The 25978-nt window shown below is 59.8% G+C and carries 22 protein-coding genes; 19 read left to right on the top strand and 3 right to left on the bottom strand.

Going from position 1 to position 25978, the window contains the following annotated elements:
* The 4 genes from HMPREF3130_RS07930 to metH are packed head-to-tail and all read left to right on the top strand — an operon-like array spanning nucleotide 1 to nucleotide 6375.
* On the top strand, nucleotides 1–882 hold the full coding sequence (locus tag HMPREF3130_RS07930) for an undecaprenyl-diphosphate phosphatase (protein WP_040361409.1): 882 nt from the start codon (nucleotides 1–3) through the stop codon (nucleotides 880–882).
* Nucleotides 883–900: 18 nt separating this feature from the next.
* Nucleotides 901–2256 carry a cysteine--1-D-myo-inosityl 2-amino-2-deoxy-alpha-D-glucopyranoside ligase gene (mshC, locus tag HMPREF3130_RS07925; protein ID WP_070429710.1) on the top strand — a complete coding sequence of 452 codons (1356 nt, stop codon included), beginning with the start codon at nucleotides 901–903 and terminating at the stop codon, nucleotides 2254–2256.
* Between the two features lie 2 nt (nucleotides 2257–2258).
* Nucleotides 2259–2666, top strand: coding sequence for a hypothetical protein (locus HMPREF3130_RS07920; protein WP_016422788.1), 408 nt, complete (start codon nucleotides 2259–2261; stop codon nucleotides 2664–2666).
* A gap of 49 nt (nucleotides 2667–2715) precedes the next feature.
* A complete protein-coding gene (gene metH / locus HMPREF3130_RS07915) occupies nucleotides 2716–6375 on the top strand; it encodes a methionine synthase (RefSeq protein ID WP_070429709.1) in 3660 nt (1219 codons plus the stop codon).
* Between the two features lie 7 nt (nucleotides 6376–6382).
* On the opposite strand, the gene HMPREF3130_RS11610 is transcribed toward metH, so the two are convergent.
* Together HMPREF3130_RS11610 and HMPREF3130_RS11605 are read right to left on the bottom strand one after the other, a co-directional pair.
* A complete protein-coding gene (locus HMPREF3130_RS11610; RefSeq protein WP_368664909.1) occupies nucleotides 6383–6706 on the bottom strand; it encodes a thioesterase family protein in 324 nt (107 codons plus the stop codon).
* Nucleotides 6707–6715: 9 nt separating this feature from the next.
* Nucleotides 6716–7288 carry an acyl-CoA thioesterase domain-containing protein gene (locus HMPREF3130_RS11605; RefSeq protein WP_368664908.1) on the bottom strand — a complete coding sequence of 191 codons (573 nt, stop codon included), beginning with the start codon at nucleotides 7286–7288 and terminating at the stop codon, nucleotides 6716–6718.
* 155 nt (nucleotides 7289–7443) lie between these two features.
* Here HMPREF3130_RS11605 and HMPREF3130_RS07905 point away from each other — a divergent pair, with 155 nt between their 5' ends.
* From HMPREF3130_RS07905 to HMPREF3130_RS07885, 5 genes are all read left to right on the top strand, one after another.
* Nucleotides 7444–8127, top strand: coding sequence for an HAD family hydrolase (locus HMPREF3130_RS07905; RefSeq protein ID WP_083276364.1), 684 nt, complete (start codon nucleotides 7444–7446; stop codon nucleotides 8125–8127).
* 22 nt (nucleotides 8128–8149) lie between these two features.
* Nucleotides 8150–8413 carry a phosphoribosyl-ATP diphosphatase gene (locus HMPREF3130_RS07900; protein ID WP_005510825.1) on the top strand — a complete coding sequence of 88 codons (264 nt, stop codon included), beginning with the start codon at nucleotides 8150–8152 and terminating at the stop codon, nucleotides 8411–8413.
* Between the two features lie 14 nt (nucleotides 8414–8427).
* Complete coding sequence (hisG, locus tag HMPREF3130_RS07895) at nucleotides 8428–9273, top strand: ATP phosphoribosyltransferase (protein ID WP_016422792.1); 846 nt, start codon at nucleotides 8428–8430, stop codon at nucleotides 9271–9273.
* 294 nt (nucleotides 9274–9567) lie between these two features.
* Nucleotides 9568–11016 carry an aspartate ammonia-lyase gene (gene aspA, locus HMPREF3130_RS07890; RefSeq protein ID WP_070429707.1) on the top strand — a complete coding sequence of 483 codons (1449 nt, stop codon included), beginning with the start codon at nucleotides 9568–9570 and terminating at the stop codon, nucleotides 11014–11016.
* 39 nt (nucleotides 11017–11055) lie between these two features.
* Nucleotides 11056–12369, top strand: coding sequence for an anaerobic C4-dicarboxylate transporter (locus HMPREF3130_RS07885; protein WP_070429706.1), 1314 nt, complete (start codon nucleotides 11056–11058; stop codon nucleotides 12367–12369).
* 178 nt (nucleotides 12370–12547) lie between these two features.
* Here the strand turns inward: HMPREF3130_RS07885 and HMPREF3130_RS07880 are convergent, their stop codons facing one another.
* Nucleotides 12548–13435, bottom strand: a complete 888-nt coding sequence (locus tag HMPREF3130_RS07880) for a RecB family exonuclease (RefSeq protein WP_049170646.1) — start codon at nucleotides 13433–13435, stop codon at nucleotides 12548–12550.
* A gap of 85 nt (nucleotides 13436–13520) precedes the next feature.
* Here HMPREF3130_RS07880 and HMPREF3130_RS07875 point away from each other — a divergent pair, with 85 nt between their 5' ends.
* From HMPREF3130_RS07875 to HMPREF3130_RS07830, 10 genes are all read left to right on the top strand, one after another.
* Nucleotides 13521–14363: a tRNA (adenine-N1)-methyltransferase gene (locus tag HMPREF3130_RS07875; protein WP_049170556.1), complete on the top strand. Its 843-nt coding sequence runs from the start codon at nucleotides 13521–13523 to the stop codon at nucleotides 14361–14363.
* Between the two features lie 109 nt (nucleotides 14364–14472).
* Complete coding sequence (arc, locus tag HMPREF3130_RS07870; RefSeq protein WP_241486341.1) at nucleotides 14473–16050, top strand: proteasome ATPase; 1578 nt, start codon at nucleotides 14473–14475, stop codon at nucleotides 16048–16050.
* Entirely contained in the window at nucleotides 16043–17620 is a 1578-nt protein-coding gene (gene dop / locus HMPREF3130_RS07865) for a depupylase/deamidase Dop (protein WP_070429705.1), read from the top strand. The genes arc and dop overlap by 8 nt, the downstream gene beginning before the upstream one ends.
* A 61-nt stretch (nucleotides 17621–17681) precedes the next feature.
* A complete protein-coding gene (locus tag HMPREF3130_RS07860) occupies nucleotides 17682–17876 on the top strand; it encodes a ubiquitin-like protein Pup (RefSeq protein ID WP_005510795.1) in 195 nt (64 codons plus the stop codon).
* 69 nt (nucleotides 17877–17945) lie between these two features.
* A complete protein-coding gene (gene pafA, locus HMPREF3130_RS07855) occupies nucleotides 17946–19406 on the top strand; it encodes a Pup--protein ligase (protein WP_049189969.1) in 1461 nt (486 codons plus the stop codon).
* Between the two features lie 43 nt (nucleotides 19407–19449).
* On the top strand, nucleotides 19450–20478 hold the full coding sequence (locus tag HMPREF3130_RS07850; RefSeq protein WP_049189894.1) for a helix-turn-helix transcriptional regulator: 1029 nt from the start codon (nucleotides 19450–19452) through the stop codon (nucleotides 20476–20478).
* Nucleotides 20478–21509, top strand: a complete 1032-nt coding sequence (locus tag HMPREF3130_RS07845; protein ID WP_070429704.1) for a helix-turn-helix transcriptional regulator — start codon at nucleotides 20478–20480, stop codon at nucleotides 21507–21509. Before HMPREF3130_RS07850 ends, HMPREF3130_RS07845 begins: the two co-directional genes overlap by 1 nt.
* Nucleotides 21510–21583: 74 nt before the next feature.
* Nucleotides 21584–21895 carry a Sec-independent protein translocase subunit TatA gene (gene tatA / locus HMPREF3130_RS07840; protein ID WP_049181044.1) on the top strand — a complete coding sequence of 104 codons (312 nt, stop codon included), beginning with the start codon at nucleotides 21584–21586 and terminating at the stop codon, nucleotides 21893–21895.
* 18 nt (nucleotides 21896–21913) lie between these two features.
* Nucleotides 21914–23140, top strand: coding sequence for a twin-arginine translocase subunit TatC (gene tatC, locus HMPREF3130_RS07835; RefSeq protein WP_070429703.1), 1227 nt, complete (start codon nucleotides 21914–21916; stop codon nucleotides 23138–23140).
* Nucleotides 23141–23164: 24 nt separating this feature from the next.
* The gene (locus HMPREF3130_RS07830) at nucleotides 23165–25951 is read left to right on the top strand and encodes a DEAD/DEAH box helicase (RefSeq protein ID WP_070429702.1); all 2787 of its coding nucleotides are present in this window, start codon (nucleotides 23165–23167) and stop codon (nucleotides 25949–25951) included.
* The last annotated feature ends 27 nt before the right edge of the window (nucleotides 25952–25978 follow it).

Below are 25978 nucleotides of genomic sequence, written 5' to 3'. Positions count from 1 at the left end.
ATGACGACACTAAGCGCCTCAGCGGATACCGCTGCCGATACCGCCGGCACCGGTATGACCTGGGCCCAGACGATCATCCTGTCCGTAGTGCAAGGTTTGACGGAATTTCTCCCGGTGAGTTCCTCGGGGCACCTTCGGATTGTCTCCGAGCTGCTGTGGGGCCAGGACGCCGGTGCATCCTTCACCGCTGTGGTGCAGCTTGGCACCGAATTGGCTGTGTTGGTGTTCTTCGCCAAGGACATCTGGCAGATCCTCACTGGCTGGTTTGCCGGTCTGTTCAATAAGGAAGCCCGCGGTTTCAACTACCGCATGGGTTGGATGGTGATTGTCGGTACGCTGCCGATTGCCATCATCGGTGTGCTGGGGAAGGACCTCATCCGCGATAACCTGCGCAATCTCTGGATTACAGCCGCTGTGTTGGTGCTTTTCTCCTTTGTCTTTATCGCCGCAGAGAAGTTCGGCCGTCGTGAGCGCAACTATGAAGAGCTGACCATGCGAGATGCCATCGTCATGGGTTTCGCGCAGTGCCTGGCGCTCATTCCGGGTGTGTCGCGCTCGGGCGGTACGGTGTCTGCCGGCCTGTTCTTGCACTTGGACCGAGAGGTTGCAACGCGCTTTTCCTTCCTGCTGGCTATCCCCGCTGTTTTCGCTGCTGGAATTTTTTCGCTTCCAGACGCGTTTGACCCTGCGGCGGGACAGGCCGCTAGTGGTGCGCAATTGGCCATCGGTACGCTGATTGCCTTCGTCGTCGGCTATGCGTCTATCGCATGGCTGCTGAAGTTTGTGTCGAACCACTCCTTCGCTTGGTTCGCCGCGTACCGCATCCCGGTCGGTTTGATTGTTATGGTGTTGCTCGGCTTCGGCACGATCAACGCTGTTTAGTGAGGTAGTGAGTATTTAATGCATTCGTGGCCCCAACCACAGGTTCCCAGTCTCGGCGATGCGCGCTTCGATGTGTTCAACCGCGCCAGCAATACAGGTAAGGCGCATTCGCTTGACGACGAAAGCTCAACATCGGTACCCCTACGCCTCTACGACACCGCGGATCAGAAGGTCTCCCAGGTGGAAGCGGGACCGGAGGCGACCATGTACGTGTGTGGCATCACACCCTATGACGCCACGCACCTGGGGCACGCAGCAACCTACCTCACCTTTGATCTGATTTACCGTCAGCTGCTGGACAATGGACACTCGGTGCATTACGTGCAGAACATCACCGATGTCGATGACCCGTTGTTCGAACGTGCGGAGCGCGATGGGGTGGACTGGCGCGAGCTGGGCACCTCGCAGATTGATTTGTTTCGCTCGGATATGGAAAACCTGTCGGTGATTCCACCGCGCGACTATATCGGCGCCATTGAGTCCGTGGGCGAGGTCGTGGAAATGGTCGAGAAGCTGCTGGAGAATGGCTCGGCCTACCAGCTCACCGATGACGAGTACCCGGATGTGTACTTCCGCAAGAGTGCCACTGAGAACTTTGGTTACGAGTCCAATTACTCGGCAGAGCAGATGGCGGAGTTCTTTGCGGAGCGCGGTGGCGACCCGGATCGCCCGGGCAAGGAGGCCCCACTGGACGCGCTGGTGTGGCGTGCCGCTCGCCCCGGGGAGCCAAGCTGGGAGGCTCCTTTTGGTGCGGGCCGGCCGGGTTGGCACATTGAGTGCTCGGCGATTGCCACCAACCGCTTGGGTAAGAGCTTCGACATTCAGGGCGGTGGCTCGGACCTGGCTTTCCCACACCATGAGTTCTCGGCGGCTCATGCCGAGGCCGCTACTGGCTGTGCACGGATGGCCAGCCATTATGTTCACGCTGGCATGATTGCGCTCGATGGCGTGAAGATGTCCAAGTCGCTGGGCAACCTGGTGTTTGTCTCCAAGCTGGTGGCCGCCGGCGTCGACCCGAGTGCTATTCGCATTGGCGTGTTCGCCAGCCATTACCGCTCTGATCGCGATTGGTCGGACGAGGTGCTGGAGGCGGCCAAGGCACGTCACGAGGCCTGGCGTGCGGCTTGCGCAGCTGCAAAGACTGCCACCGATGAGAAGGCTGTGAGCGCAGCAGCGGCACTGGTTGCCGATGTGCGCGCAAGCCTGGCCAATGACCTGGATACGCCGGCTGCTCTGGCCGCTATCGATGCCTGGGCTGCGGAGTGGTCCTCGGATACCAGCAACAAGGCAGATGCTGGCACAGTAACCGGCGCAGCGGGTGCCGGAGAATTCGTTGCCGCCGCGCTGGACGCGCTGCTTGGCGTTAAAATTTGAGCATGAGCAACTCAGATCTGTCTGCTGTCGAAGTAACGCAAGAGAACATCGATAAGCTAGTTGCCGATTTGCGCATGTTTGCCACCGGCAGCTACCTGCAGCCCGAGGAACGCGAGTTCTGGGAGCCACTTTTTGACGAATCGGTAGCCGACCAGGTCGGGGAAGCCCTCCGTGAGGCCGCCGCTGGTATTGATCAGGCGGCGGAACTGGCCGTCGATAAGCGAGAAGAAGCCGCAACGCAGGCGGTAGAGAACTGCCTACAGCGCGTGGCTGCGATTGAGCATGAGCACGGTGGCTCGATTTTTGATGAGGAGCTCGACGAGATTCTCGCGATTATCAATTCCGCAACGAAGGCTGTCGGTTTGGACCTGCCTGCGGTGAAGGCGGAAAGCTACTTTGAGATGGAATAACCAGCCCGATTAACGGCGCGGTTATGAAAGTAGACTAAGGTGTCTATTCATGACTGATCGCCACTCTTCCGAGTTCCTCACCGCACTGCACAGCCGTGTACTCATTGGCGATGGCGCCATGGGTACCCAGCTGCAGTCTTTTGACCTCGACGTTGACGCGGACTTCCTCGGCTACGAGGGCTGTAATGAGATTCTCAATGACACTCGTCCCGACATCATCGAGACGATTCACCGGCGTTATTTCGAGGCCGGCGCCGACCTGGTGGAAACCAATACCTTCGGCTGCAACTTCCCGAACCTCGCGGATTACGACATTGAAGACCGTATTCAGGAGCTAGCGCACAAGGGCACCGCAATCGCCCGCAAGGTCGCTGACGAAATGGGGCCGGGGCGCGAGGGTATGCGACGCTTTGTCCTCGGTTCGCTGGGCCCGGGCACGAAGCTGCCGTCTTTGGGGCACGCTCCGTACGCTCAGCTTCGCGACGCTTACACGGAGGCCGGACTCGGCATGATTTCCGGTGGCGCGGATGCGTTTTTGATTGAGACCTGTCAAGACTTGCTGCAGGTCAAGGCAGCAGTCAATGGCGTCAAGGCCGCCATGCGACAGGCTGAGAAGAAGATTCCGATTGTCGTCCACGTGACTGTCGAGACCACAGGCACCATGCTGATGGGCTCGGAGATTGGTGCAGCCCTGGCAGCGCTGCAGCCGCTGGGTATCGACATGATTGGCCTGAACTGTGCAACGGGTCCGGACGAGATGAGCGAGCACCTACGCTACCTGTCCAATTTCGCCTCCATCCCGGTATCGGTAATGCCGAATGCGGGTCTGCCAGTGCTGGGTAAGAACGGTGCGACCTACCCGCTGACCGCCCCAGAGCTGGCCACAGCGCTGCGCGGCTTTGTTGAAGAGTTTGGCCTGGCGATGGTCGGTGGCTGCTGTGGTACCACACCGGAGCATGTTTCCGCTGTTCGCGATGCTATTACCGGTGCAGGCGCTTACGCTGAGCAGGGCCCTGCTGTTCAGGCAGCACGCCCATCGACGGATCCGGACGCAAAGCCAATCGATGAGGTCGCTTCTCTGTACTCGGCAGCCCCGCTGACGCAGACAACCGGCATCACCATGATTGGTGAGCGCACCAACGCCAACGGTTCCAAGGCTTTCCGCGAGGCCATGCTGGCCGGCGATTGGGAGAAGTGCCTTAACACCGCCCGCGGTCAGGTCACCGATGGCGCACACATGATTGACCTGTGTGTGGACTACGTGGGGCGCGACGGTCGCGATGACATGGCAACCCTGGCATCGCAGATCGCCACCTCGGTGACGTTGCCGGTCATGCTGGACTCCACGGAACCGGAGGTTTTGAAGACTGGCCTGGAGCACCTCGGTGGTCGCTGCGCGGTCAACTCTGTGAACTTTGAAGACGGCGATGGCCCGGACTCGCGCTACCAGCGCATTATGCGCCAGGTTGTTGAGCACGGTGCTGCCGTGGTCGCTTTGACTATCGACGAAGAAGGTCAGGCGCGTACAAAGGACAAGAAGATTGAGATCGCCGAGCGTCTCATCGCCGACATCACCGGCACGTGGGGACTGCGCGAGCAGGACATTATTGTCGACTGTCTGACTTTCCCGATTTCCACTGGCCAGGAGGAAACTCGCCGCGACGGCATCGAAACCATCGAAGCCATCCGCGAACTTAAGCGTCGCCACCCGAACGTGCACACCACGCTCGGTCTGTCCAACATTTCCTTCGGTCTGAACCCGGCGGCTCGCCAGGTACTCAACTCGGTGTTCCTCAACGAGTGCATCGAGGCCGGCCTGGACTCCGCCATTGCCCACAGCTCCAAGATCTTGCCGATGAACAAGATTGACAACAAGCAGCGCGAAGTCGCTCTCGATATGGTGTACGACCGCCGTCGTGAAGCGGGACACCCCGACGGGGAGTACGACCCACTGCAGGTATTCATGGAGCTCTTTGAAGGAGTCTCCGCCGCTGACGCGAAGGACGCCCGGGCCGAAAAGCTTGCCGCCATGCCGCTGTTCGACCGCCTGGCGCAGCGCATCATCGACGGTGAGCGCACGGGTATCGAGGCTGACCTCGATGAGGGCATGAAGGAAAAGGAACCGCTGGCGATTGTTAACGAGGACCTGCTGCGTGGCATGCAGACCGTTGGTGACCTGTTCGGTTCCGGCCAGATGCAGCTGCCATTCGTGCTGCAGTCGGCCGAGACGATGAAGGCCGCGGTGGGCTACCTCGAGGGCTTTATGGATGCCGAGGATGCCACGGGCTCCAAGGGCTCGATTGTGCTGGCCACGGTGAAGGGCGATGTCCACGACATCGGCAAGAACCTGGTGGAGATTATTCTTTCCAACAACGGCTACACCGTGCATAACCTGGGCATTAAGCAGCCAATCGCTACGATTCTGTCCGCCGCCAAGGAACTGGATGTCGACGCCATCGGCATGTCCGGCCTGCTGGTGAAGTCCACTGTGGTGATGAAGGACAACCTGCTGGAGATCAACTCCGCCGGCGATGCCACCCGCTTCCCAGTACTGCTCGGCGGCGCCGCGCTGACGCGTAGCTACGTGGAAGACGACCTGTCCGAGCTCTACCACGGCGATGTCTACTACGGCAGGGATGCCTTCGAAGGACTGCGCATCATGGACGAGCTGATGGCAGCTAAGAAGGGCCTCGGCCCAGACGAGAATTCGCCAGAGGCCATTGCTGCCCGCGAGAAGAAGGAAGCTCGCCGCGCCCGCCGTGAGCGCTCCAAGCGCATCGCCGCGCAGCGCGCCGCCAAGGCTGCTGCTGAAGCCCCCGAGGTGCCGGAGCGTTCCGATGTCGCCGCTGATGTCCCCGTTGCGACACCGCCGTTCTGGGGAACCCGCATTGTCAAGGGCCTGCCCCTCGACGACTACCTGACCACCCTCGACGAACGCGCTCTGTTCATGGGGCAGTGGGGTCTGCGCGGCACCCGCGGCGACGAGGGACCGAGTTACGAGGAACTGGTCGAATCCGATGGTCGTCCACGCCTGCGCGCATGGCTGCAGCGCCTGCGCGCCGAGAACATCCTCCAGCATGCGGCTGTCGTCTATGGCTACTTCCCAGCAGTTTCTGAGGGCGATACCGTACACGTACTGCCGCTACCTGCGGAAGGGGAGCAGCCCGACCCCGCGGCAGAGCCAGTGGTGTCCTGGACCTTCCCGCGCCAGCAGCGTGGTCGCTTCCTATGCATTGCTGACTTCATTCGCTCGCGCGAAGATGCCATCGCCGCAGGACAGTCCGACGTCATGCCGTTCCAGCTGGTGACCATGGGACAGCCCATCGCTGACTTCGCCAACGATATTTACGCCAAGAACGAATACCGCGACTACCTGGAGGTTCACGGTATCGGCGTGCAGCTCACCGAGGCGCTGGCCGAGTACTGGCACCAGCGCATTCGCTCCGAGCTCGCGTTCTCCGACGGCACAAGTGTTGGCGCGGAAGACTCCGACGATACCCAGGACTTCTTTGACCTGAAGTACCGTGGCGCTCGTTACTCCTTCGGCTATGGTTCCTGCCCGGATCTGACCTTCCGTCAGGGCATGATTGACCTGCTGCAGCCGGAGCGCATCGGCGTGGAGCTCTCTGAGGAGCTCCAGCTGCACCCAGAGCAGTCCACCGATGCGTTCGTGCTCTACCACCCGGAAGCGAAGTACTTTAACGTGTAGCTTCGCGTTATCCCTGCGGTCGCACCAGCAAGGTCTGCATGCTGCGGCCGATGGGGCCGTGCACATCGTAGAGCTCGCCCGCGGTCATGCCGATTCCGTCCGGCCCAATGGAACCGCGGGCGGCGATGCCCACCCAGCCGCCGTCTTCCGACTGCAACTCCGATTCCGCCGACTTCTCCGAGGCGCCGAGCTGGGGGAGTCGGTGCAGGTGAACCACTAAGTCGGTATTCATAAACGCCCACTGGTGCGGGCTCAGCGTGGCCCCGATACCGTTGGCGGTATCAGCTACCTGCATGACTCGCTCCACCGCAGTCGGCTCCTCCCCGAGCACGATTGGGTACTACGCGCGAACCCAGTGAATTTGCGTCTCGGCCAGCTCTTCCGTCGCGCCGGCGCGGGCTTCAATTGATTCGATGTAGCCGCCACTCCAATCGTCGGTAAGCGGAATGTACTCGGCGCTGCATTCCTCGGGCCCGGGCACCTGCTTGTCGAATGCACGCTCAATATCCCGCGTATCCGCAGTGGCCATCATCCATGCGGACGCCGTGGCAACTGGCCGCCAGGCACCCTTGACGTCGGCAAGCAATTCGGCTTCGACCTTGGCGATCTGCCGCCCCGGGCGCGAGACCCATGAGCGCGCGCGGAGCTCCGTGTACGGTACAGCCGACAACAGATCCACGGCGATGCGAGTAATACGCATCCCCTCGCTTTCCAGACGGCGGCGCTCCAACATGCGCGTCAGCAGCGCCGACGGCGGCGCACCGTGCTGAAACGGCCCCCACGCCCCATAAGTGAAGCTGGTGGGCATGAAGCGCTCGTAGCTGAGCTCGCCTTCGGTGACCGTCCCTAGCGGAATGAAATATGCCTCGGGTTGGTCGATAGCCTGGGCGAGCGAATCTTCAGTGGTTGTCATAGCGAGTCGATGCCTTTCATTCACGCGGGACACGTTCATGCGGTGGTTTCATGCAGCACCGCAACATACTTTCCTTCCTGAAACTCTAAACCTTCATCCGACGGTTTTGCTGACATAATCGCTAAATGCTTGATTGCCTGGCATAGTCGCATGGTGTGAAAGCAATTTTGTGGGACATGGACGGCAGCCTCATCAACACGGAACCTCTGTGGGAGATTGCCACGTACGACCTCTCGGAATTCGTAGGCCGCCGCCTGACTCCGGAGTTGCGCATGCAGTGCGTCGGCAACACGCTCTGGGACACGCTGTCGATTTGTGCTGATCATGCGGGACGCACGCTTGACGACGAGCTGTTTGCCTCGGGCTCCCAATTCGTCGAAGGTCGCTTCACTGAATTGGTTCTAGAACATGGGGTGGAGTGGCGCCCGGGTGTGCCGGCGATTTTGGACCAGGCCCGGGCTGCTGACATTCCGGTGGTGTTGGTGACCAATACCCGTCGGCACGTGGCGCAACCCTGCATTGATGTCATGGGGGAGCAGCACTTCGCCGCAACAGTGTGTAGCGATGAGGTGGCCAACGGCAAACCGGCACCGGATCCGTACTTGCGTGGCGCAGAGCTAGCCGGATTTGCGCCAGAGGACTGCCTGGCTATCGAAGATTCCTCAACGGGGGTGCGCTCTGCACTCGCTGCGGGATGCACGGTGGTGTGGAATCCAATGCCGGATGTGAGCGTTTCGCAGGCTGATGTGGGGACGTTAGTACCCCCGGCGCGCTTCATTTCGGGCAATTTGGATACCTCGAATTTGGGCTTTTTGCGGGCTGCTTTCGCGGGCGAGTAGACGACATGGAACAATAGACCGGGTGAAGAACTTTGATGACCTGTTTGCAGAGCTGAAGGAAAAAGCACAGTCGCGCCCCGAGGGATCGGGCACAGTCAAGGCGCTGGACGCTGGTGTGCATTTCCAGGGCAAGAAAATTGTCGAAGAGGCCGGCGAGGTCTGGCTTGCAGCTGAGCACGAATCTGACGAAGCCCTCGCAGAGGAGATTTCGCAGCTGTTGTACTGGCTGCAGGTGGTCATGGTCGGTCGCGGGCTGAGCCCCGAGGATGTTTACAAGTACCTGTAGGAGAAATCAACACCATGCTGCGTATTGCCGTGCCCAACAAAGGATCGCTGTCCGAGGCGGCAGTCGAAATCCTGAAGGAAGCTGGCTACCCAGGTCGAGGCGACTCCAAGAGCCTGACCATCCACGACGAAGCCAACGACATTGAGTTTTTCTTCCTCCGCCCGAAGGATATTCCCATCTACGTTGGCAACGGCCATCTGGATTTGGGCATCACCGGCCGCGACCTGGCCGCTGACTCGCTGGCTCCGGTCGATGAGGTTCTGAATCTGGGCTTCGGCGCCTCGACCTTCCGCTACGCCGCTCCGGCCGATGAGGAGTGGACCGTAGAAGCTCTGGAGGGCAAGCGCATTGCCACCTCGTACCCGAATCTGGTGCGCGAGGATCTGAAGGCTCGTGGCATTAACGCCACCGTCATTCGCCTTGATGGTGCAGTGGAGATTTCCATCCGCTTGGGAGTTGCCGACGTTATCGCCGATGTTGTCTCCACCGGTCGCACCCTGCGCAAGCAGGGATTGAAGCCATTCGGCGATGTTTTGGTCAGCTCTGAGGCAGTTGTTGTCGGACGCAAGGGTGTAGAGGTCACCGAGGAGCAGCAGGTGTTCCTGCGTCGCATGACCGGCATTCTGCATGCCAAGACGTACTTGATGATTGACTACAACATCCGTGCGTCCGCGCTGGAAGAGGCATCCAAGCTCACCCCGGGGCTGTCCGGCCCGACCGTGTCGCCGCTGGCTAACGAGGATTGGGTAGCAGTTCGCGCGCTAGTTCCGAAGGCAGAGGCCAACCCGCTCATGGACGCACTGGCAAAGATTGGTGCCGAGGCGATCTTGGCTTCGAATATCCGTATCGCGCGTATTTAGTGGAGACGTGACCTGCTCGAGGGGTGAGGGGGCGTGCCGTCTCAAGTAGGGGCCCATTTCGAGATGGATCCCCATCTCGAGCGGGGAACTGACCAATGCATTTTCACTCCCCACCTACGTCGACGTAAGTAGTAGGCTTGGCACTGAGCATGCGCACGGCGTTAGCCGTACTGACATAGTCCCCTTATGCCGGAAAAGCGGCAGTTGCGCCAGCGCTGTAGTTTTGACGGTGTAACCGCAGCGCCACGAATTGTGGTTCATAAGACTGCGCCTACGAGAAGGGATTGCTTCCACATGTCCGCAACACGTACCGAGGTCGACCTGCTTGGCTCTATGGAGGTTCCGGCAGAGGCTTACTACGGCATCCACACCCTGCGCGCAATCGACAACTACCAAATCTCAGCCAAGACCATCAACGACGTGCCCGAATTCATTCGTGGCATGGTGATGGTAAAGAAGGCCACGGCCATTGCCAACCAGCGCGTCCACACGCTGCCCAGCGATGTTGCAGACATCATTGTCGCCGCATGTGATGAAATCCTGGAAAAGGGACGCTGCATGGATCAGTTTCCAATCGATGTCTTCCAGGGTGGCGCTGGCACCAGTCTCAACATGAACACCAACGAGGTCATCGCTAACCTCGCTCTGGAACTGCTCGGTCTGGAAAAGGGCCGATACGACGTCATTCACCCCAACGATGATGTCAACCAGTGCCAGTCAACCAACGACGCCTACCCAACAGGTTTCCGTCTTGCTATCCACATGTCGCTACTGAGCTTGCAGAAGCACTTCGACTCCCTGGTTGAGGCCCTACACGCCAAGGGTGATGAATTCAACGACATCATCACAATGGGCCGCACGCAGCTGCAGGATGCCGTTCCCATGACCCTGGGACAGGCTTTCCACGCATTTGCCCACAACCTTGAGGAAGAGCAGGAGTCCATCGCAACTGCGTCGGCACGCCTGCTGCAAATCAACCTGGGAGCAACCGCTATCGGTACCGGCGTGAATGCGCCGGCAGGCTACCGCGAGGCCGTGACCCAGGCACTACGTGAGGTCAGTGGCTTTAAGGTGACCTCTGCGAAGGACCTGATCGAAGCCACCAGCGATACCGGCGCCTACGTCAGCGTGCATGCATCCCTGAAGCGTGCGGCCATGAAGATTTCCAAGATGTGCAACGACCTGCGCCTGCTGGCATCGGGTCCACGAGCAGGACTGAATGAAATCAACCTGCCGGAGCGCGCCGCTGGGTCTTCGATTATGCCGGCAAAAGTTAACCCGGTAATCCCGGAGGTCGCGAACCAGGCCTGCTTCAAGGTCTTCGGCAACGACGTGACCCTGACCTGGGCAGCCGAGGCCGGTCAGTTGCAGCTAAACGTGATGGAGCCTGTCATCGGCGCATGCCTCTTCGAATCGATTGAACTGCTGCGCAACGCTACCGATACTCTGCGCGACAAGTGCATTACCGGCATCACCGCTAACCCGGAAGTCTGCCGCGGCTATGTGGAAAACTCCATCGGTATCGTGACCTACCTGAATCCGGTCATTGGCCACCACGAGGGCGATATGGTCGGCAAGGAAGCCGCTCGCACCGGCCGCTCCGTCCGGGACATTGTCCTCGAACGCAGGCTGATGGACGAGAAGGAGCTCAACCAGGTCCTGAGCACCGAGAACCTCATGCACCCGGAATATCGGGGTAAGCGCTATGTGGCAGGGGAGTCTCGCCTCGACGATTTGTCCTAAGCGGCAACAAGTCTAACGAGTGACTTTTCGGAGATACACATGTTAGTTGCCGTCCAAATCTCTATCGTTCTAGCAGCGATCCTCCTTGGCGCGCGTCTTGGTTCAATTGCTATCGGGTTCGCCGGTGGGCTGGGCGTTTTGGCGCTGGGCATCACCGGGGTTCCGGTCACCAAAGACGACATTCCGTTCGATGTCATCGGCATCATTATGTCGGTAATCGCGGCAATTGCCGCTATGCAGAAGGCCGGAGGCATGGACTATCTCGTCCACATTGCCGAACGGTTGCTGCGCAAGAATCCGCGACACATCACCTACTGGGCCCCGGTTGTCACCTACCTGATGACACTGCTCGCCGGCACCGGCCACACCGCATTTTCCACCCTCCCAGTTATCGCCGAAGTATCCAAGGAGGGAGGCGTTCGCCCGTCCCGTCCGCTGTCCGTGGCGGTCATCGCATCTCAGTTGGCGATTACGGCATCACCCATCTCAGCGGCTGTGGTGCTCATGGCATCGCTCATGGAACCCCGCGGCGTTGGTTATCTCACACTCCTGGCGATTGTCATTCCTTCGACGTTCCTCGCCATCCTTCCGACCGCCTTTGTCACGAATCACCTAGGCAAAGAGCTTGACGACGATCCGGAGTATCAAAGCCGCTTGGAAAAGGGGTTAGTCTCCAAGCCACGTGGCCAGATGAGCGAATACGTGCCAACCAAGTCGGCCAAGTGGTCCGTGGCGGTTTTCCTACTCTCGATTCTCGCGGTGATGGTCTATGCGACCATCAGCACTGAACAGGTCGGCCTCATCGCTGATCCCACGCTCCCACGAAACGAGGCAATCATGTCAATCATGTTGACCGCCGCCACCGTTATCGTGCTGGCCTGCAAGTTGGACGCGGCAACCATTTTGAACACACCGGTGTTCAAATCGGGCATGTCCGCCAGCGTCTGCGTTCTCGGTGTGGCGTGGCTGGGAACCACAATTATCAACCACTACATCGACGACATTAAGGCCGCGTCCGGCAGCCTACTGACCACAATGCCGTGGATGCTGGCAATCGTGCTCTTCTTCGCGGCCGCATTGCTGTACTCGCAGGCGGCCACGGCAAAGGCCATCATGCCCGCTGCACTCGCGGTGGGAGTTTCTCCCATCACTGCGATTGCTTCCTTCGCAGCGACTTCCGCGCTATTCGTACTGCCTACTTACCCGACGCTCCTTGCCGCGGTGGAGATGGACGACACTGGCACAACCCGAATTGGCAAATACGTGTTTAACCACTCGTTCATCATCCCAGGCACCTTATGTATTGCCCTGTCCGTCGCGTTCGGTTTCGCCTTCGGCAGCGCACTGCTGTAGTGGGGGGCTACCTAGAACACCGCATAGAGAAACTGACTAGGTTTATGACAAAATCGAAGCGGTTAAGTCCATTCACCTGTCATAAACCTAGTCAGTAACTTGTACTGACACCGTTACCGCCGACGGTGGCACCCCGCGAAAGCTAAGTTCGCCGCGAGAGCCACCCCATCCGCAGCTTTTACTCAGTGCCGCCATCGCCGACAGCACCCGGCCAACCGGGGTACTCCGGTGTGACCCCGCCATAGGCAGGGCACATCTCCTGGAAAGAACACCACCCGCAGAGCTTGGACTTCTTCGGTACAAAGTCACCGTTTTCACCGTCGCGCACGATCGCCGACCACAAGTCGGCAATCTCCGCTTGGAAGGCCTCTAATTCTGTCGCGTTGGGACTCAGCACCAGGTCATCGGCAACCTTCAGGTACATCAACCGCAGCTGTTCCGGGATACGACCGGTGAGCCGCCACCACACCAGCGCGTAAAACCGCATCTGGAAGAGCGCCTCATCCTGGAAGCGAGGAGAGGGCTTCTTGCCCGTCTTGTAGTCGACAATCCGGACCTCACCGGTCGGGGCAATATCGACGCGGTCGATAAAACCACGAAGTGGCACTGACAATGGCACAGTCTGATCCGCATCCGGATCGATAACCAGCTGAACGAACTTTTCCATCTCGGCCGCATCGAAGCCCATGGGGTTTTCCATCATGAAATACCCCTTGAGCAGGCCGCGGCATTCGACCAGGAAGTCGTAGTAATCATCCTCCGGAACTAGCTCAATCAGTTCCTCGTCCTTTGCACGCATGTCCTCCCAGGTCGGCTTCAGCCGTTTCACCGCTGCGGGGTAAGTGCGTTCTTCACGGGGCCAGGCATGCATCTGTTCGAGCACAGCATGCACCAACGTGCCCTTGACCTGCGCGACAGTCGACGGCTCCGGAATCTTGTCAATCGCACGGAACCGGTACTTCAGCGGGCACTGGCGGTAGTCATTAGCTCTCGACGGCGACAGCGCCAACTTAGAGCGGCGGGAAGGTTGAACTGCTGACTTAGAACTTTGGGCATTGTCGGGCATACTAGCCAGGTTAGAGTACCGCCCGGATTTGGCTGCACCCGACATGACCCGACCCAACCAAACCCCAAAAGGAGCCCACACACCTATGGCATTGAGCGGACCATTCCAGGTCGGCGACCGAGTCCAGCTGACTGACTCGAAGAATCGCCACTTCACCGTCATCCTCGAGGAGGGTGGCAAGTTCTTCACTCACCGCGGCACCATCCTCCACGACGACCTCATCGGCGCCAAGGAAGGCACCACCGTCACCTCCAGCGAAGGCACCGTCTACCTCGCCATGCGTCACTTGCTGGTCGATTACGTCCTGTCCATGCCGCGCGGTGCTGCGGTGATTTACCCGAAGGATGCTGCACAGATCATCGTCGAGGGCGACATCTTCCCAGGTGCGCGCGTGTTGGAGGCCGGCGCTGGCTCCGGCGCGCTCAGCCTCAACCTGCTCCGCGCCATCGGCGCTGACGGGCAGCTTATTTCCTACGAGGTCCGCGAGGACCACATCGAGCACGCGGAACGCAACGTTGTCGACTTCATGGGTCACAAGCCCGACAACTGGGACTTGCGCCTGGGCGATCTCAACGAGGCCTCCGTCGAGTCGCTCGGCGGCCCGGTCGACCGAGTCATTTTGGACATGCTCGCTCCGTGGGAATGCCTGGATACCGTCTCGAAGGTGCTTCAGCCTGGCGGCGTGCTCATGGTCTATGTCGCCACTGTTCCGCAGCTAATGAAAGTCATGGAGGGCATCCGCGCGCAGAAGTGCTTCACCGAACCACGCGCCTGGGAATCCCTGGTCCGCGACTGGAATGTTCAGGATCTCTCCGTCCGCCCGGCGCACCGTATGCAGGCGCATACCGCATTCCTAGTGTGGGCACGCAGGCTTGCCGACGGCACGGTGCCTCCGCGTCCACAGCGACGAAATCAAAAGAAGCTCTAGAACCGCCGCTTCGCGCTGGGAGGTGTAGCCGTCGTAAAGCGTGATGCGACACACGGTCTAAATCGACCAAGCAACAACGGCATCTGGCCCTATGGGTAATCTGGGGTATATGACAACGCCGTCTGACAAAATCCGTGATCTTGAGCAGAAGAACTACAACCTCGGCATTCGTAATAATCGCCTGGTTGAGCTGTTGCGGGACTCCCGTAACAAGCTAGAGCTACTGCGCCAAGACATGGAGGACATGCTGGAGCCGCCTAGCACGTACGGTATTTTCCTTAAGCCAGGACCGGAGAAGGGCACCGCAGAGGTGTTTACCGGAAATCGACGGATGCGCCTGCGGGTGCAGCCGGAGATTAACGAGCGGGCGCTTCGGCCGGGCGCGCAGGTGCGTCTGAATGAGGGCTCGATAATCGTGGAGGACTGCGGTTATCCGGAAAGCGGCGACATCGCCAATGTTCGTGAGGTGCTGCCGGATCGGGAGCGCATTTTGGCCTCGGATACTCACGGTGAGGAATTCGTGGTGTCTCTGGCGGGGGATCTGTCGCCGAAGCCGGGGGACTCGGTGATGATTGACCGCAAGTCGGGCTATGCGTTTGAGGTCATTCCGAAGTCCGAGGTGGAAAACCTGGTGCTGGAAGAGGTACCGGATGTCACCTACACGGATATCGGTGGTCTGGATAGTCAGATTGAGCAGATTCACGACGCCGTGGAGATGCCGTTCCTGCAGCCAGAACTGTTTGAGCAATACAACCTGCGTCCTCCGAAGGGTGTGCTGCTCTACGGCCCTCCCGGCAATGGTAAGACGCTGATTGCCAAGGCTGTGGCTAATTCGTTGGCTCGCAAGATTGCGCTATCCCGAGGTAAAACCGAGTCGGAGGCGCAGCGGGCGCAGTCGTACTTCTTGAATGTCAAGGGCCCGGAGCTGCTGAACAAGTTCGTGGGTGAGACGGAGCGTCAGATTCGCCTGATTTTTGACCGCGCTCGCGACATTGCTGAGGATGGCAAGCCGGTTATTGTCTTCTTCGATGAGATGGACTCGATTTTCCGCACTCGTGGTTCGGGCATCTCCTCGGATATGGAGAACACTGTGGTTCCGCAGCTGCTCAGTGAACTTGACGGTGTGGAGGGGCTGGAAAACGTCATCGTGATTGGTGCCACCAACCGCGAGGAGATGATTGACCCAGCAATTCTGCGCCCGGGACGCCTGGATGTGAAAATCCGCATTGAGCGCCCGAATGAGGCTGCGGCGAAGGATATCTTCCGCAAGTACTTGCCCCCTGAGCTGCCGTACAACGCAGCCGAGGTGGAAGCGCGCGGTGGGGTGGAGCAGAATGTCGCACACCTCATTGACCAGGTTGTTGAGCGGATGTACGCCAAGACAGTAGAAAACGAGTACGTGCGAATTCGCTATGCAGATGGCACCAGCGAGGTTATGTACTACCGCGATTTCAACTCCGGCGCGATGATTTCCAACATCGTCGACCGTGCGAAGAAGTCCGCCATCAAGTCGGTTATCGCTGGCGGCGAGGCTGGTATTAGCCTGGATCACCTGCTGTCCGCAGTGGCGGAGGAGTTCGCGCAGAACGAGGACCTGCCGAACACCTCGAACCCGGATGAGTGGGCTCGCATCTCCGGTCGTCCAGCGGCGCGCGTTGCCTCGGTTGAGGTGATTCGCCATGGCTAATTCCGCCGCCAGTTCTGCACAGCCGAACCGCTTCTTCGGCACGGAGATTGAGTACGGCATTTCCAGCCCAGACAACCCCGATGTCAGCCCAATTCTCACCTCCACGCAGGCCGTGCTCGCTTTCGCGCATGAGCAGGAGGAGAGCCTGTCGGGGCGCATCCGCTGGGATTACGCACCAGAGTCGCCACTGCGCGACAGTCGTGGCTTCGACCTGCGGCGTTACCACCAGCCACCGATCGTGGACCCGAACGCCGTCGGCGCTGCAAACCTGCTGGTGCAAAATGGTGCTCGCTTCTACGTCGATCACGCGCACCCGGAGTACTCCTCACCGGAAACGGCAACTGCCCGCGAAGCGGTTATCGCTGACCGCGCAGGTGACAAGATTATGCTGCGGGCAGCTCAGCTTGCCGCAGAAGCCACCGATGCCGAAGGCAACCCCGGCCCGGTGCTCAAGCTCTACCGCAACAATGTCGATGGCAAGGGTGCCTCGTATGGCGCCCACGAGAACTACCTTTTCTCCCGGGAAACCGAGTTCGATGACATTGTCGCCGGTCTGACGCCATTTTTCGTCACCCGCCAGGTATTCACGGGCGCTGGTCGCGTAGGTCTGGGGCAGACGGGGCAGGAGTCGGGTTTCCAGATTTCGCAGCGCGCGGACTACATCGAGACTGAGGTCTCGCTGGAGACCACTTTGAACCGCGGCATCATCAACACCCGCGATGAACCACACGCCGACTCCGATCGCTTCCGCCGCCTGCACGTCATCATCGGGGATGCCAACATGAGCGAGGTCGCCACCTTCCTCAAGCTGGGCACCACAGGTTTGGTCATCGACGCCATCGAGGACGGCGTGCGTTTCGACGACCTGCAGCTCCGCAACCCCGTCGAGGCCGTCCATAAGGTTTCCCGAGACCTGACTTGCACCGAGAAGCTGCAGCTGGCAGACCATGTCACGTGGATGTCCGCAGTGGAGATGCAGTACGAGTACCTGCGTCGCGTGGAGAGCTACGACCAGCAGGGCGACGTCGTCAAGCTCTGGCGTGAAGTGCTCGACGTGCTTTCCGACGACCCCCGCAAGGCAGCCCACCTGCTGGATTGGGTGGCGAAATACAACCTCATGGAGGGCCTGCGTACCCGCCTGGGCGCGGGCTGGGACCACCCGAAGTTGGCGTTGATTGATATTCAGTACTCGGATATCGATCCGGCTCGTGGGCTGTACCATGCGCTGGTGCGCCGCGGTTCGATGCGCACGCTCGTAACCGAGGAAGAAGTCGACCGCGCGGTTGAATACGCGCCGGAGTCTACGCGTGCGTATGTGCGCGGTGGCATTCTGCGCCGCTTTGGCAAGGATGTCGTCGCGGGCAGTTGGACCAGCTTGGTGGTGGACACCGCGGGGGTGTATCGGCGCACTCGTGACGTGGAGTCGCCTGGAATTACGCTGGCCTACATTACGCTGGATGAAGTTGACCGTTTCACTGCCGCAGATTGCGGTGACGTGTTGGAGTCTGCGGAGACAGTGGCCGAGGTGGTCGAGCATCTGCGTACGCTCGGGGCTATCCGCGAACAATAGGCACGCATAGTGCAGTAATAGAGCAGTAATACTCAAAAGTTCATTTTTAAGGAGCAATATCATGGCTGGTAACACTCAGGTTTTCGGTGGCGGTTCCGGCGGAGGCGACGAGGAAGAGTTCGGCGAGGTCGCTGGCGGCGGTCAGGCTCAGGAGCACGTTGCAGCTGCTGACGACCTGCTGGATGAAATTGATGGTCTGCTGGAGAACAACGCCGAGGAGTTCGTGCGCTCGTATGTCCAGAAGGGTGGACAGTAAAAAGTGACTGACCAGCAGGTAGGGCAGCAGGAACCGGAAGCAACGCCGACACCGGTACCGGCGCAGGCGTTGACCCGACGCATCACCGGTATCGAGACCGAGTTCGGCATCACTCTGACGCTGGATGGCTCGCGCCGCCTGGGGCCGGATGAGATTGCCCGCTACATGTTCCGCCCGGTGATCGCTAAGTACGGGGCAACCAACATTTTCACCCCCAATGCTGGTCGTATGTACCTCGATGTCGGAAGCCACCCGGAGTACGCCACCGCTGAGTGCGATTCGGTCTCGCAGCTGGTAGCGTACGACCGCTCGGGCGAGGTCATCTTGAATGAACTCGCTGAAAAGGCTGAAGCAGAGCTTGCCGACGAGGGCATCGGTGGCAAGGTCTACCTGCTGAAGAACAACGTTGATACCGTCGGTAACTCCTACGGTTGTCACGAAAACTACCTGGTTGGACGTGAACTGGGACTGAAGTCCCTGTCCAAGCTGCTGCTACCTTTCTTGGTTACGCGACAGCTCATCTGTGGGGCGGGGAAGATTTTCCTGCCGTACCCAACCTCGCCGTATCACAACGATCCGATTCAGTACTGCTTCTCGCAGCGCGCGGATCATGTGTGGGAGGGCGTCTCCAGTGCAACGACGCGCTCCCGGCCGATTATTAACACTCGCGATGAGCCACACGCGGACTCCAACCGATTCCGCCGCTTGCACGTCATCGTGGGCGACTCCAACATGAGTGAGACGACGACTGCGCTCAAAATTGGCTCCACTCAGCTGGTACTGGAGATGATTGAAGCCGGCGTGAAGTTGCCGGACTTCGAAGTCGCCAACGAAATCAAGTCCATCCGTGCGGTGAGCCGCGATATGACTGGCAAGGCCGAGATTCCACTGCGAAGTGGCGAAACTGCCACCGCGCTGCAGATTCAGCGCGAGTTCCTGGACGCTGCGACGGAGTGGCTGAAGGTCCGCGAAGAAAACATGGTCAACGAGGACAAGGGCATTGCCGGTGCCGGCACGTCCAACGAAGAAATGAGCCGCATTGTCGAGCTGTGGGGTCGCGCGCTCGATGCCGTGGAAACCGGTGACTGGTCTCTCATTGAGCACGACATTGACTGGGCCATTAAGTACTCGCTCATGAAGCGCTACCTGGACCGCGGTCTAACGCTGGAGGACCCCAAGCTTCATCAGATCGACTTGGCCTACCACGACATCCGTCCCGGCCGAGGCATCTTCCGCGCGCTGGAAGCCCGTGGTATTGCCTCGCGGTGGATTACCGATGAGCAGGTCGCTGAGGCAGTCCGCATCGCACCGCCAACTACTCGTGCGAAGCTGCGCGGTGATTTCCTCGTTGCAGCCGAAGACTCCAGTTTGAAGACCGTAGTGGACTGGACACACCTGAAGATCTCCGGCGACGATCCCATCTCCACTATGCTCGGCGACCCCTTTGCCACGGAAAACGATGAGGTCAATGAGATGATCGAGATTCTGACGGCCGCGAAGAAGACCTCGGATACGGATTCGAATAACTAGTTCCGTCCCCGGAAACTGCCCCAGGAAAAGGAGCCCCACAGTCGTGTCTGTCTCACCGGTATCGGAAAACCCCGGATCCGCTGCGATCAGTGAGAACCAACGTCAGGTTCAGCTGCTGTTGGCGCTTGCCGACGACACCGGGTGGGTCAGCGAGTCGTGGATCTCCAAACATGTCGAGGGTTACTCCCGTGTTTCCGAGGATTCCCGGGCTCGTTATTTACGTGCGGACACCGCGGCACTCCTGGCAGCCGGGGTCCCGGTGGAGGTTTCGTCGTCAAGCGCGGGCGATAAGGTCAAACGTCTGCGCCTGAACAGACTACGGTGGCCCCAGCACGACCCCGAGTTCACTGAAGCGGAGGCTTCGGTGGTTTTCCAGGCGGCGAATGCGGCGTTTGGTTCGGAGGAGCTGAGCTCGACGGCTGTGGCGGCGTGGCGGAAGCTCGCATCGTTTGCGCAGCGCAGCGCCATTGCGAAGCCGGATGAGTCGGTGGTGGTGGCCGATGCGGTGGATATGAGTCGAGTGGATTTCAGCACACTGCTGACTGCAATGACCTCGCCGCGCCGGACAGTGGAGATGTGGTACTCCCGCCAGTACGGCGTGGATGATGAACTGCGCATGCTGGAGCCGTGGGGTCTGATTAACCTGCGCGGGCGCTTTTATGTGTTGGGCTTTGATCCGCAGCGTGAGGCGGCGCGTATGTTCCGGCTCAGCCGTATCCGCGATGTGTCGGATACAGGGACGTCGGCGACCCAGCCAATGCCCGATGGTGACTTGCAACAGATTGCGGAAAACATGTTGCACCGCGGTGGCAAGACCTATCAGGCGGTTGTTCGTATCGCTCCGAATACCTGCGCTGATGTGGTGATGAAAGCGACCGCGTTGGGGGATGGGCGCTACGAGCTGCCAGCGGCACCTGTGAGTGAGATTGTGTCCACAGGTTTGAGTTACGCACCGGATTTGATTGTGGAATCACCTGAAGAGGCACGGTCGGAGATTATTGCTCGGTTGGAGCAGGTACTCGCTCGCCATGGCGGATCGAATGGTGCGAAGAACGCTTTGGAGGGCAACTAATGACAGTGCATGCAGCCCGGGAACTTGACGCGAATGTCAGTGTCGACGAGTTGTTGGCGGTCGTACCGTACTTTTCGCAGCACCGTTCAATGACAGAGGCCGCTACCGAGCTGGCCATACCTTTTGCCCGAATTCGGGCAATCGTGGAGCAGATTGCCGACATCGACCAGCCGGGACTCCTCGGAGTGCGGGCTTTTGAAGTTGATTACCGCAACAGCTTTGATGTCCGTATTCGCCCTCAGGCAACGGTGCTCAGCCAGCCACGCGCGCTCACAGCCGAAGAAACCGCGACCTTGCTGCTCATCCTGGAAACCATCGAGGACTCCGCAGCCACCACTTCCTCCGAAGCCGCGCAGACGGCCGCGACAAAACTACGCAGTGCTCTGGGAACAAACGTCCCCATCATTGACTCGACCGCTGCGGAAAATGGCAAGGCCTTTTCCTTTTCTGAGCAGATTTATTCCGCGCTGCATCAGCGCAAGGTGTTGAAGGTGCGCTACCGGAATGCCTCAGGGCAGATTACAGTCCGTGAGCTTGACTGTGTCAACGTTTATACAGTTGAATCCACGACGTACCTCCGCGCTGTGGACCGTGCGCAGGAAGACCGTCGCCAGAAGAGCTTCCGCGTCGACCGCCTGGAGGCCGCCGAGGTCCTCGACACTCCCGCCGGTTTCCACCGCCCCGAGCCTGTCGATATCCGTGATCCCCACGCCTTTGGTACGGAAACGGGAACGTCCGAATGGGCAAGTGTGCTTATCGACGCCGACGCCACCTGGATCGCAGACTATGAACCGGTCTTCTTTACCGAAGATGAGGGAGAAGAAGAGGATACCGAACTGGTCTCTGACCAAGGCTTAGGGCAGTCGGAATCTGTCGCTGACGTGCCGATGTCCGACTTGGCCGCAACAGTCTCCTTTGTGCTCCGCCGTTCACCGAGCGTAACGGTCGCTGAGCCCTTAAAATTGAAAAACGCCGTTGTTGCGCGAGCCCGCGAAGCTTTGGCAGAGTATGGTCGAAACGACAAGGCTTAAATCAAAGCTTTAATCGCGCACGATGTGGCAACTTGCCACTTGTATTTGTATTCATTTGAAAGGTCTCTAAGCGGATGCCGAACCTAGGTCCCTGGGAAATCATCATTATCCTGGTCGTTCTTGTCTTGCTCTTTGGTGCAAAGAAGTTGCCGGATGCCGCACGTTCGCTCGGCCGCTCCATGCGTATCTTCAAGTCCGAAGTCAAGGAAATGCGCAACGATGACGAGCAGCAGGAGCAGGCTGCAATTCAGCAGGCTCCGCAGGCCCAGCCACAGCAGCCGTACCAGCCGCAGCAGCAGTACCAGCAGCCGGCACCGCAGGCTCAGCCGCAGCAGCAGTACCAGCCGCAGCCTGGCCAGAACAACCCTGGCCAGCCGCAGCAGTAGTAGAAGGCCGGTTGAAGCGTGACTTCAGCTACATCCACATCACGTCCTCGGAAGCGCCAGCGTAAGCGCAATCCCGAGGGCGTGATGACTATTGTCGAGCACATTCAAGAGCTCCGACGTCGCCTCGTTCTCGCCCTCGCTGGTATTGCCGTTGGCACTGTTGTGGGCTTTATCTGGTATCAGACCGCCTTTACCATTGGCCAGTTCCGCATACCGTTTACCTCGGTCAATGTTGGCCCTGTGCACTTTAAGTCCCTGGGTGAGTTGCTCAAGGATCCGTACTGTCAGCTTCCACCCGAGATGCGTCTCGGCGGCGGCGAAGGTGCGGAGTGTCGTCTGCTGGCGACCAGCCCGTTTGAAATGTTCATGCTGCGTCTGAAGGTCGGTGCGCTGGCCGGTCTGGTGATGTCGTCGCCATGGTGGCTCTACCAGATTTGGGCCTACATCACTCCCGGTTTGGTTCGGAAGGAACGCCGCACCACGCGCAGAGTTGTGACTGCCGCCGCGCTGCTGTTTGTCATGGGTTCCGTCCTGGCCTACTACGTTGTCGCCATCGGTCTGGAGTTCTTGCTCCAGATTGGTGAAGAGACGCAAATTTCTGCACTCACCGGTTCGCAATACTTCGGTTTCCTCTTGGCGCTCATCGTCTGCTTTGGCGTGAGCTTTGAGGTTCCGCTTTTCCTGGTCATGTTGAACATGGCCGGTGTCGTTACCTACGAGAGCATCAAGGACAAGCGCAGCATCATCATTATGTCGCTGTTCATCTTTGCGGCCTTCATGACTCCGGGGCAGGAACCAATATCCATGGTCGCAATGGCAACGGCACTGACGTTGCTGGTGGAAATCGCAATCCAGATTTGTCGTCTCCATGACCGTCGTAAAGCAAATGAGCGACCTGATTGGTTGGACGTCGATGACGAGCAAGGCTCCGGACCGATTACGGCTTCCGGTCCGATTGGCTCCGCCGGCGGTATCGGTGACGTGGGCGGCATCGACGCCCCGACTTCAGTAAGTGTGCCGACGTCGATTCAGCCGGGCGGCATGCCGACGGCATCAGCGGCCCCGACGACCTCCCCGGTCTCTGGCCCGACGCCAGTGAACGCTCCGACGCCGACGCGGGCATCCCAGATGCGTCCTACTCGCAATTCGCGTCCGCCACGGCCACACGGCATGATTCCGGAGACTCCGATGCCGACGCAGGACTTGCGAAATCGTCCGACGAGCGACTTTGATGATGTTCTCTAGCGCGGTTTATGACACTCTAGAGGCATGACTCTTCTCGGCGATTTCGTCAGCCAACAGGATTTCGATCTTGACGACTTTCAGCTCCGCGCCTGCCAATCAATTGAGGCAGGGCGGGGCGTTGTCGTCTGTGCACCCACCGGTGCGGGCAAGACCATTGTTGGCGAATTCGCTATTTATGCAGCTCTTGAGCGCGGTGGCAAGTGCTTTTACACCACACCTATCAAGGCGTTGAGCAACCAGAAGTACCACGACCTAGTCGAGGACTACGGCGAAGACCGCGTGGGCCTGCTCACTGGAGACACTTCGATTAACGGCGACGCAGACATCGTGGTGATGACCACCGAGGTGCTGCGCAATATGATTTACGCGAACTCACCGACGCTGAAGAAACTCACGCATGTGGTGATGGACGAGATTCACTACCTCGCAGACCGCGAGCGCGGCGCTGTCTGGGAAGAGGTTATTTTGAACCTCGACCAGTCCGTGGCCGTCATCGGTTTGTCGGCGACGGTGTCCAACTCCGAGGAGTTCGGTCGCTGGCTTTCCACGGTGCGCGGGCACACGGACGTTATTGTCACGGATCTGCGCCCGGTTCCGCTGCATCAGCACATGCTGGTGGGAAACCGGCTCTATCCACTCTTCGAGGCGAAGTCGGACAAGGTCAATCAGGACCTGTTGGAGGCGTGCCGTCGTGCCGAGTTCGGCTACGGCGACGCTGGGGCCAGGGAGCGCTACCAGTACAAAAAGCACAAGGGCGGTGGACGCTCGTATAGCTGGGGCGATAAGGGGCAGCGCAAGTTCCGCCCGCCGAAGCGCGGCGATGTTATCCGCATGCTCGGTTCCATGAACATGCTGCCCGCAATTGTTTTCATCTTCTCCCGCGCGGGCTGCGAAGGCGCGCTGGCGCAGGTCGGCGCTACTCGCGCAGAGCTCACTGACCGGGATGAGCAGGAGCGCATCGCCAAGATCATCGATGACGGTGTTGCGCACATTCCGAAGGAAGACCTGCAGGTTCTCGGCTTCCTGCGCTGGCGCCGCATTCTCATCCGTGGTTTTGCGGCACACCACGCGGGCATGCTGCCGGCGTTCCGGCACATTGTCGAAGAGCTCTTTAACGAAGGCCTGGTCAAGGTCGTCTTCGCCACCGAGACGCTCGCACTGGGCATCAACATGCCTGCCCGCACGGTCGTGCTGGAGAAGCTGGTCAAGTTCAACGGCGAAGCACATGTGGATCTCACGCCGGGTCAGTACACGCAGATGACCGGTCGCGCTGGCCGCCGCGGTATCGACACTGTCGGCAACGCAGTGGTGCAGTGGGCCCCGGCAATGGATCCGAAGGCTGTCGCAGGGCTGGCATCTACGCGCACATATCCGCTGATTTCCACCTTCGCGCCGAGCTACAACATGAGCGTCAACCTCCTGCAGACGCTCGGCTACGAAGGCTCGAAGCGCGTCATGGAGCGCTCATTCGCCCAGTTCCAGGCGGATGGCGACATTGTCGGAGTCGCCGCCGAACTGTCCAAGGCCAAGCAGGAAGCCGCGGCCCTGCGTACGGAATTGCTCGGCAGGGGAGCCGATGCGCACGCTGAAGGGGCGGAGGCTGAAGCGTCGTCGTCAAGCGAGGAAGGCAGTTCGCGTGACGACGAGCGCCTAACCCAGATGCTTGAATACCTGGATCTGCGCGCGAAGCTGACCCAGGAGGAGAAGAACGCCAAGCGCCGCAATATTGAAGACCGCCACACGGAAACAGTGACCGCGCTGCGCAGACTCCGTCGAGGCGAGGTTATTCCGCTGCCGAAGGGTAAGAAGGTGCAGCTGGCGGTGGTGTACCGAGAGGACCATTCGAAGTCGAATCCACGTCCCGGTGTCATCAGTGTCGGCGGGTTCGTGGGGCGTGTGGAGCCGCATATCTTCCCAGCGGCGCCGCAGACGGTCGGCGCGATTAGGCTGCCTCGGGATGCGGACCGGCATCCGCGACGTGCGCTCGGAATTGTGCGCGCAGAGATTGGCCGCAAGGGGCTAAAGGGACCAAAGCGGCTGAAGCGTCGCACTGGTGGCAACTCGCCGGCGGTGAGGAAGCTGCGACAGGAGCTGCGCGAGCATCCGCTACATGGCGATCCTGCGGTGGAGACGATGGCTCGTCACGCCGATACGCTGCGGCAGGCCGAGGCGCATGTGGCCAAGCTGCAAAAGCGCGTCGATTCCGCCTCGGATACATTGGCGCGCACATTCGACCGCATGCTGCAGTTGCTAACACAAATGGACTACGTGGAATGGCGGGAGGGCGCGGAGCCGACAATTACCGAGGAAGGCCTGCGGCTGGCGCAGATTCACAACGGCTCGGATTTGCTGGTGGCCACGTGTCTGCGCCGCGGTATTTGGGATGACCTGGACCCCGCGGAACTGGCCGGTGCGGTGTCGAGCTTGGTCTTTGAAAACCGCAAGGCCAGTCAAGGCAGTGACGAGGTGCCTACCGAGCCGCTGGCCAAGGCGCTGGGGAACACCTACCGCATCTGGGAGGAACTGTCGGAGGATGAGCGCCGTTACCGGCTGCCGGTAACGGACTTGCCGGATATGGCTTTTGCTACGGCAATTCATCAGTGGACTGCGGGTGCACCGCTGGGGTACTGCCTGCAAGCCGCCGCCGAGAGTGGCGCGGAGCTGACTCCAGGTGACTTTGTCCGCTGGTGCCGTCAGGTCATTGACCTGCTGCAGCAGATCAAGAAGACGGGCTACTCCACGGACATTCGCGACAAGTCCGCCGAGGCTATTCAGGCAATTCGCAGGGGCGTAGTGGCGCTGAACAATTAGTTGCCGGTTACGTTGGTCAGCCGAAGC

The sequence above is a fragment of the Corynebacterium sp. HMSC14B06 genome (assembly GCF_001807075.1).
GTDB lineage: Bacteria > Actinomycetota > Actinomycetes > Mycobacteriales > Mycobacteriaceae > Corynebacterium > Corynebacterium jeikeium_D.
This window is presented reverse-complemented; position numbering and strand designations above follow the sequence as displayed.